At 69.8% G+C, this 13,939-nt stretch carries 11 protein-coding genes; 5 read left to right on the top strand and 6 right to left on the bottom strand.

Going from position 1 to position 13,939, the window contains the following annotated elements; genetic code table 11:
* Nucleotides 1-4 precede the first annotated feature (4 nt).
* Nucleotides 5-559: a peroxiredoxin gene (locus tag HUA75_RS23730; protein ID WP_141641619.1), complete on the bottom strand. Its 555-nt coding sequence runs from the start codon at nucleotides 557-559 to the stop codon at nucleotides 5-7.
* A gap of 214 nt (nucleotides 560-773) precedes the next feature.
* Between HUA75_RS23730 and HUA75_RS23725 the strand changes: the two genes are divergently transcribed.
* Nucleotides 774-2,378, top strand: coding sequence for a sigma 54-interacting transcriptional regulator (locus HUA75_RS23725; RefSeq protein ID WP_141641618.1), 1,605 nt, complete (start codon nucleotides 774-776; stop codon nucleotides 2,376-2,378).
* 39 nt (nucleotides 2,379-2,417) lie between these two features.
* On the opposite strand, the gene HUA75_RS23720 is transcribed toward HUA75_RS23725, so the two are convergent.
* Nucleotides 2,418-3,776 carry a hypothetical protein gene (locus HUA75_RS23720; protein WP_141641617.1) on the bottom strand — a complete coding sequence of 453 codons (1,359 nt, stop codon included), beginning with the start codon at nucleotides 3,774-3,776 and terminating at the stop codon, nucleotides 2,418-2,420.
* Nucleotides 3,777-3,894: 118 nt separating this feature from the next.
* Between HUA75_RS23720 and HUA75_RS23715 the strand changes: the two genes are divergently transcribed.
* From HUA75_RS23715 to HUA75_RS23705, 3 genes are all read left to right on the top strand, one after another.
* Entirely contained in the window at nucleotides 3,895-5,364 is a 1,470-nt protein-coding gene (locus HUA75_RS23715) for an ABC transporter permease subunit (protein ID WP_174487700.1), read from the top strand.
* 8 nt (nucleotides 5,365-5,372) lie between these two features.
* A complete protein-coding gene (locus HUA75_RS23710) occupies nucleotides 5,373-6,107 on the top strand; it encodes an amino acid ABC transporter ATP-binding protein (RefSeq protein WP_174487699.1) in 735 nt (244 codons plus the stop codon).
* Nucleotides 6,108-6,199: 92 nt separating this feature from the next.
* Entirely contained in the window at nucleotides 6,200-7,279 is a 1,080-nt protein-coding gene (locus tag HUA75_RS23705; RefSeq protein WP_174487698.1) for a hypothetical protein, read from the top strand.
* Between the two features lie 5 nt (nucleotides 7,280-7,284).
* Here HUA75_RS23705 and HUA75_RS23700 read toward each other — a convergent pair whose 3' ends face one another.
* From HUA75_RS23700 to HUA75_RS23685, 4 genes are read right to left on the bottom strand one after another with little or no spacing between them, the layout of a single operon-like run.
* Nucleotides 7,285-10,224 carry a CHAT domain-containing protein gene (locus HUA75_RS23700; protein ID WP_174487697.1) on the bottom strand — a complete coding sequence of 980 codons (2,940 nt, stop codon included), beginning with the start codon at nucleotides 10,222-10,224 and terminating at the stop codon, nucleotides 7,285-7,287.
* Nucleotides 10,199-10,738, bottom strand: a complete 540-nt coding sequence (locus HUA75_RS23695; RefSeq protein ID WP_254627722.1) for a hypothetical protein — start codon at nucleotides 10,736-10,738, stop codon at nucleotides 10,199-10,201. Before HUA75_RS23695 ends, HUA75_RS23700 begins: the two co-directional genes overlap by 26 nt.
* A 50-nt stretch (nucleotides 10,739-10,788) precedes the next feature.
* Nucleotides 10,789-11,523 carry a hypothetical protein gene (locus HUA75_RS23690; protein WP_371746179.1) on the bottom strand — a complete coding sequence of 245 codons (735 nt, stop codon included), beginning with the start codon at nucleotides 11,521-11,523 and terminating at the stop codon, nucleotides 10,789-10,791.
* Nucleotides 11,520-12,017: an RNA polymerase sigma factor gene (locus HUA75_RS23685; protein WP_254627721.1), complete on the bottom strand. Its 498-nt coding sequence runs from the start codon at nucleotides 12,015-12,017 to the stop codon at nucleotides 11,520-11,522. The genes HUA75_RS23690 and HUA75_RS23685 overlap by 4 nt, the downstream gene beginning before the upstream one ends.
* A gap of 692 nt (nucleotides 12,018-12,709) precedes the next feature.
* On the opposite strand from HUA75_RS23685, the gene HUA75_RS23680 reads away from it, so the two are divergent.
* On the top strand, nucleotides 12,710-13,936 hold the full coding sequence (locus HUA75_RS23680; RefSeq protein ID WP_141641609.1) for a GAF domain-containing sensor histidine kinase: 1,227 nt from the start codon (nucleotides 12,710-12,712) through the stop codon (nucleotides 13,934-13,936).
* Nucleotides 13,937-13,939 lie beyond the last annotated feature (3 nt).

Here is a 13,939-nt window from a genome sequence, read left to right as displayed (position 1 = left end):
CGCGTTACCCCGCCTTCGCCAGCTTCTGGGTCAGGGTCTCCTCACCCTTGCTCCAGTTGCACGGGCACAGCTCGTCCGTCTGGAGCGCGTCCAGGGTGCGGACCGTCTCGGAGACGTTGCGGCCCACGGACAGGTCGTTGACCGTCACGTGGCGGATGATGCCCTCGGGGTCCGCGATGAACGTCGCGCGCAGCGCCACGCCCTCCTCCTTGTGGAGGATGCCCAGCGCGTTGCACAGCTCGTGCTTCAGGTCCGCCAGCATCGGGAACGGCAGGCCCTTGAGGTCCGGGTGGTGCGTGCGCCACGCGTGGTGCACGAACTCGCTGTCCGTGCTCAGGCCCAGCACCTGCGCGTCACGGTCATTGAAGTCCTTGTTCTTCTTGCCGAACTCCGCGATCTCCGTGGGGCAGATGAACGTGAAGTCCTTGGGCCACGCAAACAGCACCAGCCACTTGCCCTTGTAGGTCTCGTTCGTGATCTCCTGGAACTCCTTGCCCTTCTCCAGGCTCACGGTGGCCTTGACCTTGAAGCTCGGAATCTTGTCGCCAACGGTCAGCATGTACTGCTCCTTGGGTTGAGGGACCCGCGGGGGGCCCCTGGGAAGGTGTCTTCTGCTAACGGCTACAGCAGACCTCGTGCCAGTCAATCGACTTCAATGATTCCAGGGACTTGACTTCAGGCCCCCACTGGCCGGTGTTGCTGGGACGGTGAATAACGAAATATCGGTGACGACCGCCACTGCAATTTCGGTGGAGCGCTATTATTCATGCCTCATGTCGGATGAACTGTCAGCGCCAACCGAGGGCGCGAAGGATGCTCGGGACCTGGTCGAGCTGGCAACCACCGAAGATTCGGTGGATGAGCTGCTTCGTCGAGGACTGGACTGGTTGACGCGCGTGGTGCGCTTCGACCTGGCGACGCTGTTCCTGTTGAGGGACGGCAAGCTGGTGTCGGTGGCGGCGCGTGGTCCGCTGGCGAACGCGAAGGTGCGCCACCACGCGTTGACCTTGTCGGAGTTCCCCTCGCTGCGTCACGCGCTGGAGACACGGCGCGCGCGAGCCTTCACGGAAGAGGACCACTCGCACGGTGACGGAGACCCGTTCGACGGCGTGCTGGATTTGCCGCCGGGGCACGCGTGCATGGTGGTGCCGCTGTGCGCGGGCGAGCGCACCTATGGCGTGCTCACGTTGGACCGCGCCGAGTGCGAGACGTACCCGCAGCCGGTGGTGGACCTGGTGGAGGTGTACGGCCAGATGCTGGCGACGGCGCTCCAGGCGGCCGAGCAGCGCGCGACGTTCGAGCGGCTGCACCGTCAGGACCACGAGCACGCGAAGCTCCTGGAGGCGCAGCTCAGCGGAGAGTCGGAGGGCATCCTCGAGGCGTCGCTGAGCCCCGTCATGAGGGACCTCGCGCGGCGGGCGCGGCAGGTGGCGGAGACGGACACGCCGGTGCTGATTACCGGCGAGACGGGCACGGGCAAGGAGCGGCTGGCGCGGGCCATCCACAAGTGGAGCTCGCGCGCGGACCAGCCCTTCGTCACGCTCAACTGCGCGGCGATTCCGGCGGGCCTGCTGGAGAGCGAGTTGTTCGGCCACGTGAAGGGTGCGTTCACCGGCGCGACGAAGGACCGCGCGGGCCGCTTCCAGATGGCGAGCGGAGGCACGCTGCTCTTGGACGAGGTGGGCGAGCTGCCCGTCGAACTCCAGGCGAAGCTCTTGCGCGCGCTCCAGGAGAAGGCCTTCGAGCCGGTGGGCAGCGACAAGACGGTGCGCTCGGACGTGCGCATCCTCGCGGCCACGCACGTGGACCTGCACCGCGCCATCGCCGAGAAGCGCTTCCGCGAGGACCTCTACTACCGGCTGAGTGTTTTCCCGTTGCGGCTGCCGCCCCTGCGCGAGCGGCGCGAGGACCTGGCGCAGTTGTGCACGTTCCTCCTGGAGGAGCAGGCGCGGCGCACGGGTCGGCGCGGCATGCGCGTGTCGCCGGCGGGGCTGGCCAGGCTGGAGTCGTATGACTGGCCGGGCAACCTGCGCGAGCTGGGCAACGCGCTGGAGCGCGCCACCATCCTGACGAAGGGCACGGAGCTGGGTCCTTCCTCGTTCGACGTGGTGGCGCACGGTGGAAGCGCTCACCCGGCGGCGCAGGTGGAGCCGGCGGTGCCGAGCGTGCTGGATGCGACGATGAAGCCCGGCTCGGTGCTGACGCTGGCGGCGGTGCAGCGGGAGCACATCCTGCGGGTGCTGACGCTCACGCGGGGGCGCGTCTACGGGCCGGGTGGGGCGGCGGCGCTCCTGGGCCTCAAGCCCTCCACGCTCCAGAGCCGGATGAAGAAGCTGGGCATCGCCCGGCAGGAGCAGTTCGTGGTGGACGAGGTGTGACGACGACGGGGCGCCGAGGTGACGGCGCCCCGAGGGACTTCAGCCCGCGCGCTGCTGGGTGGCCGGCAGCGGGTAGGTGGTGCCCGTCTTGCCGAACGGCGCGTCGAACAGGTGCGGGTCCGACTGACGCGTGCGGAACAGGTCGATGATGTAGTTCATCCGCTGGTCCAGCTTGCTCCAGTCCTTGGCCGCGGTGCCCTTGAGGCTGTCGGAGCTGGAGTCCAGCTTGCCCAGCAGGGCGCGCAGCTCCGGGTTCTCGATGGCGCGCAGGTGCGGCGGGAAGAGCGTGCTCTCCATCCCCGGAGGCGGGGGCAGGTCGTTGCCCAGCTTCAGCGCGCCGCCCGGCACCGCGAGCTTCATCATGTGCTCGGTGGCGAGCCGGCGGAACACGGAGGCCGTCGCGTCGACCAGGGGGTTGAGCGCCGCGTCCACGAGGCCCGTCTTCAGGGCGGCCTTGCCCGCGAGGTTGGCGGGGAAGGGCAGCGCGTTGATGCCGGACTCGATGCTCTGCTTGAGGATGCTCCGGAAGGTGTCCTTCACCGGCGCGTTGAGCGCCTTCTCCACGTGCTGCTGGAGCTGCGTCTGCTCGTGCAGGCCAATCTGGTCATTGGCCAGCAGCATCAGCTCCGCCTTCTTGTTCGGGTCCTTCTCGAACATGGCCTTGGTGTAGTGGCCGAAGGCCTCCTTCAGGAGCGGCTTGTCCTTGCCGAAGCCGTCCAGGTACTTCTGCGTCTTGGCGGCGTCGTAGGACGTGTCGCCCTGGAAGGTCTCGATGAAGCGGGCGAACTCCTGGCCCACCTCGTTGAAGACGAACTGGTTGCCGTCGGCAATCGACTTGCTGACGTTGTTGAGCGCCTCGCTGCCCGCGGCGGCGATGTCCGCCAGTGGCAGCGCGGGCAGGCCCACCTTGCGCAGCACGTCGTCCACCTTCTTCAGCGGACCGGCCATGTCACCGGCGCCCTTGAGCGCGTCGGTGAAGAACTTGGGCATGTCCTCGTTGCGGATGCTCACGCCCGCCTGCTTGGACGCCCACGTCGCGAAGGTGGACCAGTTGGCGTTCTCCTTGCCAAGCATCTGACCCAGGCCGTTGGACAGGTCCGCGTAGCCCTGCGTAATCGCGTAGTTGCGCGCCACCGGGTCCTGGATGGAGGCAATGGCCTTCACGTCCGCGACGCTGGGGTAGGTGCCCGGGGCGACGTTCGTGCCCTGGGGGGCGACGGGCGTGGTCAGCGCCACCGTCGGCTTGCGAGCGGCTCCCGTGTCGAACAGGGACACGTCGCGAGCGTCACCGCGCACCACGGGCGCCTGGGGCTTCACCTCGTTGCGGACGGGCGCCGGGGTGGCGGGGGTCTCGAGCGGACGGGGCTGGACGCGGGGGCCGGAGCTGGGGGTCTTCATGGTGTGGAAGAGTATCGGCCCGGAGAGGGCGGAAGTTGCGTGGCTGTCACGGGTTGTCCGGTCCCGGTGGAAACCCTTGATGCCTCAGGGATAGTTGGGCATGGGAGCTGTTCGTTCCATGTCGCGCCGCCGCCTTTCGTGTCGCCAGGCCCACACTCCCGGGCTGGCCTTGCTGTGCCTCGTGTGGGGGGTGCTGGTGCTGCTCGGCTGTGGCCGGGGTGAGGCGCCGGGCTCCCGGGGGGATTGGAAGGGGCGGACGCTGCGCATCGGGACGGATGCCACCTACCCGCCGTTCGAGTCCGTGAAGGACGGCGAGCTGGTGGGGTTCGACATCGAGCTGGGAGCGCTCATCGCGGAAGAGCTGGGCGCGAAGGCGGCGTGGACGAACACGTCCTTCGACGGGGTGTTTCCCGCGCTGATGGCGGGGAAGTTCGACCTGGTGATTTCGGCCGTGACGATAACCCCCGAGCGCCAGCAGCGGCTGGGCTTCTCCGCGCCGTACTACACGGCGGGACAGCTCGTGGTGGCGCGGGAGGCGGACACGGCCGTCACCGGAATCGAGAGCCTGCGCGGGAAGACGGCGGGCATTCAAATCAACACCAGTGCCTCGCTGGTGCTGGAGAAGTTCCCGGACATCGAGGTGCGGCAGTACCCGAGCATCGACCTGGCGCTCCAGGACCTGCGCAACGGCAACCTGGCGGGCGTGGTGGGGGATGGGCCGACGCTGCGCTATTTCCTGGCCCACGGCTTCCAGGGGCTGCGCGCCGCGGGCGGGCTGCTGACGGAGGAGCACTACGGCATCGCGATGCGGCCGGATGACCCCGCGCTGCGCGAGGCCGTCAACGCCGCGCTCCAGCGCCTGCGCGACAGCGGGAAGTTCGCCGCGCTGGAGGAGCGCTACTTCGGCGAGGCGGCCCAGAAGGCCCAGGCGACGCCGCAGGCCGTGCCCTGGGGCAAGGTGACCTGGCGGCTCGTTCAGGGCCTGGGCCTGACGCTGGGGCTCACCGTGCTGGCGTTGATCTCCGGGCTGCCCCTGGGACTGGCCGTGGCGCTGGGGCGGCGGGTGCGCTTCCGCCCGCTGGCGTGGCTGTGCGCCGCGTACGTCGAGGGACTTCGTGGAACGCCGTTGCTGGTGCAAATCATCTTCATCTACTACGCGCTGCCGCAGCTCTTGGGCGTGGACCTGGCGCCGATGCTGGCGGCGGTGCTGGCGCTGACGCTCAACAGCGCCGCGTACGTGGCGGAAATCTTCCGGGCGGGCATCGCCTCCGTGGACGCGGGGCAGGAGGAGGCCGCGCGGGCGCTGGGGATGGGCCGCGCGCAGGTCATGCGCTACGTCATCCTCCCGCAGGCGGTGCGCAACGTGCTGCCGCCCTTGACGAACGAGGGCATCGCGCTGCTGAAGGACTCCTCGCTGGTGTCCATCATCGGCATGGCGGAGCTGACGCGGGCGGGGCAGGAGCTGGCGAGCCAGCTCGCCGCGCCGCTGGCTGTCTGGCCGCTCGTCGCGTTGTTCTATCTGTTGGCCACGCTGCCGCTGACACGGCTGGCCTCGGCGCTGGAGAAGCGCCTCCACCGTCAGGGGTGAGGAAAGCCATGGCGCTCGTCGAGGTTCGCAATCTGCACAAGCGTTTTGGGGCGCTGGAGGTCCTCAAGGGCGTGGACCTCACGGTGCAGCCCGGAGAGGTGGTGGTCTTCGTGGGCCCGTCCGGCTGTGGCAAGTCCACGCTGCTGCGGTGCCTGTGCGGCCTGGAAGTCCCATCCGAGGGCGAAGTCGTCGTCGGGGGCACGCAGGTGAGCGATGAGCCCAAGGCGCTCCAGGCGCTGCACCGACGCGTGGGCATGGTGTTCCAGCGCTTCCACCTGTTCCCCCACCTGAGCGCGCTGGAGAATGTGACGTTAGCGCCGCGCAAGGTGCTGGGGCTGTCGGACGCGGAGGCGGAGGCCCTGGGGCGGCGCATGCTGGCCATGGTCCAGCTGGACTCGCGCGCGGACGCGTACCCGGGACAGCTCTCCGGTGGGCAGCAGCAGCGGGTGGCGATTGCCCGGGCGCTGGCGATGAAGCCGGAGTTGATGCTCTTCGACGAGCCGACCAGCGCGTTGGACCCGGAGCTGGTGGGCGAGGTGCTGGAGGTCATGCGCGAGCTGGCGCGCGAGGGCATGACGATGTGCGTGGTGACGCACGAGATGGGCTTCGCGGCGGACGTGGCGCACCGCGTGGTGTTCATGGACGCGGGGAAGGTGGTGGAGGAGGGTCCGCCTCAACAGGTGTTGCGCGAGCCCCAGCACCCGCGCACCCGTGAGTTCCTCGCGCGGCTGCTCAATCGGTGAGGGGATTCCCCCGCGGGGGACGTTGGGTGGAGGCACTGGCGCGATTGGCTGGCTCGCCATGATGGCGACCGGGCGCCCGTGGTGGAGCCTCGATGTCCCCTCGCTTCGTGTCGCGTCGCCCCCTGTCCTGGGGCGTGCGTCTGTCTCCCCTGTGTCTGCTGTGGTCTCTTTCCGTCGGCTGTGATTCCCCGACCTCGAGCGTGGAGGAGTCACCGCCCGCGCTGGACAGTGCCAGTGCGTCGTCCGTCACGAACCCGCCCGAGCCGGAATACCCGGATGATGGTCTGCCGCCGCTGACGCTCGCCGTCGTGCAGAGCCCCGCGGGCGACGCCGTCACCGCGCCGGTGCTGACCACGCTCCGGGCCCCCGATGACGTCACCGTCGAGTTCATCCGGGTGGACGAAGAGTCCATCGCCGTCGCAGTGGGCGGGCCCGAGACGTCCACCACGTCCATCAACCGGGTGATGACGCAGATGTCCGCCGCCGCGAGCCCCGCGGCCCTCTACCTCGCGCTGTCTCCCACGGGCACGATGGTGCCTCGCACGCTCCAGGCCCACAGCGACGTGGTCGTCGCCGCTGGCAACTGGAAGCAGGGCAGCACGTCGCCGTCCGTCTCCGAGCCGGCCCTCGGCTCGGGTGCACCGCGCTCCCTGGGCACGTGCGGCGGCTTGAAGGCCGGTGGGCAGGGCACCATGCACGACAACGCGGGCCGCTGCGAGGACTGGCACCGGGACATCGACGAGGTCACCGAGTGGATTTCAACGGACATGATTGGGTATGGCGCCTACGTGCGCGCCATCAACGGCGGCGTCTTCTGGGACATCCAGAAGCGCAACTGCCTGAAGAGCTGGTGCGACTGGGGCGTTCTCTTCAAGAAGACCATTCCCCAGGGGCACGTCTGGTATTTCCCCTACGTGAACGTGAACAACGACTTCAAGGCCCACAGCCGCGCCACCACGCTCAACAACAACGGTGTCCACCAGCACCACGTGTCCACGTGCAGCGACTGGAAGACGCGCACCAACTGGCTGTCGAGCCTGGCTGGCGGCTGCTTCATCAACTTCCAGCAGACGAACCTGTACTGCAACTCGCAGTCGTATGAGGGGCTGGACCCGAACTACATCTGGACGCCCTTCAGCGCGGGCGGCAACGGGACGCCGTTCGGCTGCTGAGCCCGTCAGGGACGGGGCCCGCCGCGAGTTCGATGGCGGGCCCCGAGCGCGAGGCCGATGAGGAGCGCCGTCGCGATGACGAGCACCGCCTTGCTTCCCACTCCGACTGGGAAGCGGGCCGGGGCCTCGCGCGGCGAGGTGACCACGAGCGACGCATCTCCCAGCACCACCAGTCCTGCCCACGCGGCCGGGGGCAGCCCGTCATCGATGGCCTCCAACTGCGCGGCTCTCAGCGCCGCCGACGTGCTCGCCCCCGTGGCCAGGTGCCGGTAGAAGCGCTCCACCAGGTCCGCGGCTTCCGCGTCCTGCAGGGGCCACAAGCTGGCCACCACCGCGCGCGAGCCGGCCTCGAAGAAGGCGCGCGCCAGGCTCAGCACCCCTTCTCCGGCCAGCACCGCTCCAGAGGCGCTCCGACAGGCGGAGAGCACCACCAGCGCGCCCTTTAGGGGCAGGTCGACGATGTCACGGGGCTGGAGGATGCCGTCCTCCTCGTCGGAGCCCGGCGCGAGCACCAGCGCGGAGCGCTCGGGAGCCTCCGCGTCGACGACGGCATGGGCCGCCAGATGCAACACCTTCACGCGCGCGAGGTCGGTGTTCTTGAGGGCGCGCTCGGAGGCCTCGGTGCCCACCAGGAGGTGGGGTGTCACCTGGGTGGTGCGCAGCGCCTCCATTACCGCATGCCCCTCGCGCCGGGCCTCGGGAAGTGCTCCGAGCCGCGCCGCCTCCGCGAAGACGCCGCCGCGCTCTGTCGCCGCGGCGATGGCTCCATCCAGGGGAGACTTGGTGCGGTCGGGGTCCGCCAGCACCAGGGCTTCTCCCCCGGGGTCGTGCGGGGACTCCAGACGCCAGTGCCGCCACAGGCTGGCGGAGGGCACCAGGGCCAGCTCGTAACGCGCCACCAGGGGCTCGTCGCCCGGACGCTCCCGCAACGCGGCGAAGGGCAGGTCATGCAGCGGTCCATCCGGGACCAGCAATAGCTTGCGCACGCCCGGAGGCAGCGCCGCGAGCGCCGGGCCAATCAGTTGCGCGTGGAGGGCCGCCGCCGCGCCGACCTCTGAGCCGTCGCGCCGCTCGAGCAGACCGGAGAACAGCGTGACGGCCTGCGCGAGCCGCGCGCGCTCGGGGATGCGGTGCGCGCGCGCCCCGCCCCGTGTCACCACCAGCACCCACGCGCCGCCCCCCGAGACGTCGGACAGGTTCTTGTCGTCGCCCACGAGGAAGGCCAGCAGGGCCTCGTCCTCGGCCAGTTCCTGCTCGACGGCCTCCAGTGATGCGAACTCCGTCGCGCCGTGTCGCGGCGCGGGACGCAGGTCGCGCTCGCTGTGCTCCAGCGCCTGCAGCTCACGCAGGGTCTTCTCGCGCTCCGGGGCGGAGAGGTTCGGCTCCAGGAGTCGTCGCTGCACGGCCGTCAGTCGCCGTTGCACCTCCTGGCGCTCGGGTGTGGGCTTGGACGGAGACAACGCACGGGAAGCCATGAGGGCGTCGAGCAGCGTCCGCGCCCGCAGGCGCTCGCTCACCCCGAAGGCCCTGCGCAGCGCCTCCCGCTCGGGCAACACAGCGGCATTTCCCGTCGCGCCGCCCGCCTCCAGCGTCCAGCCCGCGAGGCGGTGGTAGTCGCGTGCCCAGTTCGAGAACAGCTCCGCCTGGCTGGAGGCATCGGTCTGTGATTGGCGGAGGGCCTCCACCGCGTCCAGGGCCCGCTCGACATGCACCAGTGCCTCCAGCAGGGGCTGTGTCCGGTAGGCCACCGTGCCTCGGCCGCGCAGGGCCAGGGCCAGGTACTGCGGCTCGCCATGCGCGTAGGCCAGTCGCAGCGAAGTGTCGGAGTCCCGGAGCGCGGCGGCGGGGTCCTGGCCGGCCCGCCGCTCCGCGCGCGTCCAGAGACAGGCGATTCGCCGCTGGTTGGAGTCCAGCTCCTCCGCCAGCTCCATGCAACGCTCCAGCAGCGCCTCGGCCTCGAGCTGCTCCTCCGGGGATGGGCCGAGCACGTCCACGACCAGGCGCAGCGCGCGACTCACCAGCTCCTTGCTCCCCGTGTTCTCCGCGGCGACCAGCGCCTCGCGGGCGAGGGCCAGCACCCGCACCTTGCCGCCCGGCTCGCGGTCCCTATCCAGCCGCCGCAGCGCGAGGTTGGCGAGCGTGAACCGCGCCTGCGCCTCCAGGGCGAGGCCTCGCGTGCCGTGGGCGTGCTCCGCCAGGCGGCGGTTGGCCTCCGTGGCTTCCTCCAGCCGGCCCAGCCGCTCGCTGACGCCGGTCATGACGGTCAGGTACTGGGCCTTCAGCCCAGGGCTGCCGTCCGGAAAGGTGAGCGGCTCGGCGCGCTTGAGGACGCGAAAGGCCCGGCCCAGGTCGTGCTCCACCTCGTAGAGTTGGCTGGCCTCGACGAGGAGCGCGCGCGCGTGGAGATCCGCCCGCCCGGAGGCCTGGGCCACCTCGACCACGCGTCGCGTCCACTCCTGGGCCTCGCTGCCGCGCCCCTTCAGCAGGAGGATGGAGCGCAGGTTGATACCCGCCAGCACCTCGCCCTCCGCGTTCTTGAGTCGACGGAAGGTCAATGCGGCACGGTGATAGGGCGCCTCCGCGGCCTTCCCGTCGGCCAGGTACTCCACGTGTCCGGACACCAGGGCCAGCCAGCCGTTGTCGGGATGGCGCTCCATCAGGGCCTTCAGCTCGCGCCGGACGGTGTCGCGCGCGGGCGCGGCCTGCGCGCACTGGTAGAAGCACATCGCGGAGGACTGCTCCTCCGGGTGGGCCTCGAATCGCTCCCGGCACTCCACGAGCGTGGGGGGCGGGGGAAGTTCCGCCCCCGTCGCGAAAGCATCGTCCGGACACACGACGAGGAGCACCCCCGCCGCGAGGGCGAGGATGCTCCAGTGACAGCCCTCGGGTCGTCGCTTCCGGAACGTCACGTCGGGGATATCAGTGCGGCGCTTGGATTTCGACATCGCACTTGAGCACCCGCACCGTTGTCGGCCCCGTCGGCCGGCTCGGCTCGGGCATCTCCCTCTCTTCCATCTCCTCCAGCACCCAGCGGCAGACGCCCGGCTCGGTCCACGGGGATGGCGCCACGGGAGACCAGCGCTCCACGGTGAGGATGGCCACCGAGCGTGGCGTGCTGCTCTGATAGGCGATGGCGCGCGCGTACAATGTGTCGGCGACCGGCGCGCGGTAGCTCAGTCTCAGGGGCGTGGTCTCGGTCAGCACGCCGTGGGTCTGCGCCACCACGACTCCGGTGACACTGTTGACGAGTTGGAGGGTCACCAGTTGATTGACACTGGTGCGCACGCCGTTCTCCACCACCGAGGCCACCACCAGGTCGCGCGCCTCGCCCTCGACGGGCGTGGACCGCACCACCGAAATGACCGGTGGAGGCGCCTGCGCTCCCGCCGCTCCAGAAAATCCGCCCACCAGCACCGCGAGCGCCAGCAGCCCCCCCTGCATCCATCGTTGCGTCTTCATTTGAATGCCTGCCTTCATGACGTTCCTCCCCTGACTTCGCTCCCCATGCCTCACTCCAACCGATTGACGAAGGTGATGCCGCGAAGCACCTGTCCGTCCGGCAACCGCGCTTCCACCTGCCACAGCAGCTTCGTTCCCGACTCCAACGGCGCGAGGACGGAGGCGGGAACCCGGTACTCGCTCTGCTCCAGCGAGTCCGAGCGGTGCACCCAGCTCAGGTCCTCCGTGGACAACCGCACCGACCAGCGCGTGCCGGCGGGGCCTCCGCTCCAGCGCAAGACACAATCCTCCCGCTTCAGCGGCGCGTCCTCTGGCACCTGGGACACCAGCCCCGACGGGTCCGCTCCGCGCAGCCTGGGAGACAAGGTGTCCTCCCTCATCGCGACCCCCACCACGACCAGCGCCAGCGCCGCCGTCGCCGCCGCGCCCAGCAGGGGACGGCTCCAGGCGAAGCGGAACCGCCGCCGTTCCCGCGCCTCGTCGGCCTGCCTCCTCGCGTGAGGGCCCGCCGCCTCGGGACGCTCGGGTGCCTCGGCCTCCCTGGCCGCGCGCGTCAGCTCCAGGGCCAGTCGCCACGCGGCGGCCCATGCGGGGTCGTCCGCCACGCGAGCGACGACGGCCTTCCGCTCCTCCATGGGCAGCTCCCCGCTCACCGCTCGCCACACGAGGTCGGCGTCCACCGGCTCGTCTCCCGCAACCAGCTCCTCGTCGCGCACCGCGGCGCGCAGGCGCTCGACGGTGGCCTCATCGGGCTTCGTTTCGTCGTCGCGTCGATGCTCGCTCACGGCTCGAATCCCTTCGTGGAGAGGCAGACGCGCAGCGCGCTCAGCCCGCGGTAGACGAGGTTCTCGGTCCGCTTGCCGTCCCAGCCCATCAGCTCTCCTGCTTCCGGCACGGTGTGTCCCTGGAGGTACAGCGTCACCGCGAGCCTGCGGTCCTGTGCGAGCTGGCGCAGGCAGTCGCGCACCGCCCGGGCAATCTGCGACGCGCTCGCGGACTTCTCCGGGTCTCCCGACGCCACCGGCTGTTGAGGCAGCGACTCCACCTCTTCGATGGGGACCTCGCGGCGGCGATCCACGTTGCGCAGCTCGTCCACCAGCGCCGTGTACGCGACGCGGTACAGGTAGGAGGGGGAGAGCCGGGAGCGGTCGGGCTCGCGGCGCTGGAGCTCCATGACGCGCATCATCGCCGTCTGCACCAGGTCATCACGGCGGTTGGCCAGGCGCGGGGGACACACGCGGGCGACGGCCTGGGTCAGCTCCCTGCGGAGCTTCTCCAACTCGTGACCTGACAGAGGACTCGCGGCCAGGGTTGGCCTTGGTTGCGACTCCACGCGGAAGGTCCTCCAGGAAGCGCTCATGGTCATCGAAAGGTCCCTCCCCCGGCAAGTGTGACGCTCTGTTCGATGGGTATCTCGCTGGCAACGAAGGCTCGGTGCCTTCCTGGGATGGCGGACGACTCCGGCAAGGACACGCCTCGTGAGCTGTCGTGCGCCACGGGAAGCGACTTCTTGACCGGGCGGCCTCGCCACGAACTCAGCCCCGTGTTGTCCTCGGTCTTTCGCAAGGCGTCTCTCGGAGGTGGCGCGAGTCCGTCGACATGACGGTTCCTGGTGCGCGCCTGTCTTCCGGGACGGCCCCCGCGCTTTTTTCCCCTCACCCCCGTGCGCTGATTTTTCGGGAGGGGCACGCACCCACACCGGCGCCTCCCACCTGAAGGGGCGAGCGGGTGCTATTTTCCATTCAGGTGGAAACGCCAGGTGGTGGGCGGATGTCGACGCGTGGGCAAAGCCCGTGACGTCGGGTGCTCCCTGGGCGCGCGGCGTGGCCGGGCGGGTCGCGGGTTCCTATATCTAGATGAGGTCGACAGGAGGCAGGTCGCCAGGATGCTCTCCGGGCGGACACGACGAGCGAATGAACGTCCTGTTTCCCAGGTGTGTTGGCTGAGTCCTTCTCACAAGGAGGCCGTCCCTTGCGAAGGTTTCAGGAGCGCCTGCCACTGGAGGCGCTGACATTCGACGACGCGCTGGTCTTGCTGGACGTGGTGCAGGAGCTGGCGCACCTGAGGACGCTGGAAGACGTCATGGCGCTGGTGCGCCGGGCGGCACGACAGCTCAGTGGCGCGGATGGGGTCACGTTCGTCCTGCGCGAAGGCAACCTCGTGCACTACGCGGATGAGGAGGCCATTGCCCCCTTATGGAAGGGCCATCGGTTCCCCATCGAGTCGTGCATCTCCGGGTGGGCCATCTTGAACCGGGAGCCCGTGGTCATCGAGGACATCTACGCGGATGACCGCATCCCTCACGACGTCTACCGCGCGACGTTCGTGAAGAGCCTCGTCATGGTGCCGGTGCGTCGCGCGGACCCCGTGGGGGCCATTGGCGCGTACTGGGCGGAGCGCCGGGTGCCGGGGATTCGGGAAGTGTCCCTCCTCCAGTCGCTCGCGGACTCCGCGGCCGTCGCGGTGGAGAACGGGCGGCTGTACGAAGCGGAGCGCGCGGCGCGGCGGGCCGCCGAGTCGGAGACGCGCCTGCGCCGGGAGCTGCTGGCGATGGTGTCCCATGACTTGCGCAATCCGCTGGGCGTCATCGCCATGACGTCATCGCTGCTGGCGCCGCTGCTGTCTCCGCTCAACGGGCGCGCGCGGCATCATCTGGACACGCTCAACCGCTCGGCGCTGCGGATGGAGCGGCTCATCCATGACCTGCTCGACTTCGCGGCCATCGAGGGCGGGGGCTTCCGGGTGAGCCGCGTGCCGTTGGCGCTCTCGCGGCTGTTGGAGCAGGCGTCGGAGCTGGGGCCGCTGGCACAGGAGCGGGGCATCGGGCTGGAGCTGCGCGTGCCCGAGCGGGATGTCGACGTGCGATGTGACCCGGACCGCATCCATCAGGTGTTCTCCAACCTGGTGGGCAATGCCGTCCGCTTCACGCCCGCGGGTGGGCGCATCACCGTCATGGCGGAGGTCCATGCGGATTGGGTCGAGCTGAGCGTGGAGGACACGGGGGCGGGGATTGCGCCGGAGGTCTTGCCCGTCTTGTTCGACAGGCTCCAGCGGCCGACGCGAGTGCCTGGGAGTGGCGTGGGGCTGGGGCTCTCCATCACCCGAGGCATCGTCGAGGCGCACGGTGGCGCGGTGCGCGTGCGCAGCGAGCTCGGGCAGGGGACGACCTTCACCTTCACGCTGCCGATGGAGGGCTGAGCG

The organism is Myxococcus sp. CA040A, from assembly GCF_013336725.1.
Classification (GTDB): domain Bacteria; phylum Myxococcota; class Myxococcia; order Myxococcales; family Myxococcaceae; genus Myxococcus; species Myxococcus llanfairpwllgwyngyllgogerychwyrndrobwllllantysiliogogogochensis.
The sequence above is the reverse complement of the archived record's forward strand: the minus strand, read 5'-3'. Positions and strand labels throughout refer to the sequence as shown.

Coding starts and splice junctions, on each gene's coding strand:
- HUA75_RS23730 (WP_141641619.1), bottom strand. CDS start 559: ATGCTGACCGTTGGCGACAAGATTCCGAGCTTCAAGGTCAAGGCCACC.
- HUA75_RS23725 (WP_141641618.1), top strand. CDS start 774: ATGTCGGATGAACTGTCAGCGCCAACCGAGGGCGCGAAGGATGCTCGG.
- HUA75_RS23720 (WP_141641617.1), bottom strand. CDS start 3,776: ATGAAGACCCCCAGCTCCGGCCCCCGCGTCCAGCCCCGTCCGCTCGAG.
- HUA75_RS23715 (WP_174487700.1), top strand. CDS start 3,895: ATGTCGCGCCGCCGCCTTTCGTGTCGCCAGGCCCACACTCCCGGGCTG.
- HUA75_RS23710 (WP_174487699.1), top strand. CDS start 5,373: ATGGCGCTCGTCGAGGTTCGCAATCTGCACAAGCGTTTTGGGGCGCTG.
- HUA75_RS23705 (WP_174487698.1), top strand. CDS start 6,200: ATGTCCCCTCGCTTCGTGTCGCGTCGCCCCCTGTCCTGGGGCGTGCGT.
- HUA75_RS23700 (WP_174487697.1), bottom strand. CDS start 10,224: ATGTCGAAATCCAAGCGCCGCACTGATATCCCCGACGTGACGTTCCGG.
- HUA75_RS23695 (WP_254627722.1), bottom strand. CDS start 10,738: ATGAAGACGCAACGATGGATGCAGGGGGGGCTGCTGGCGCTCGCGGTG.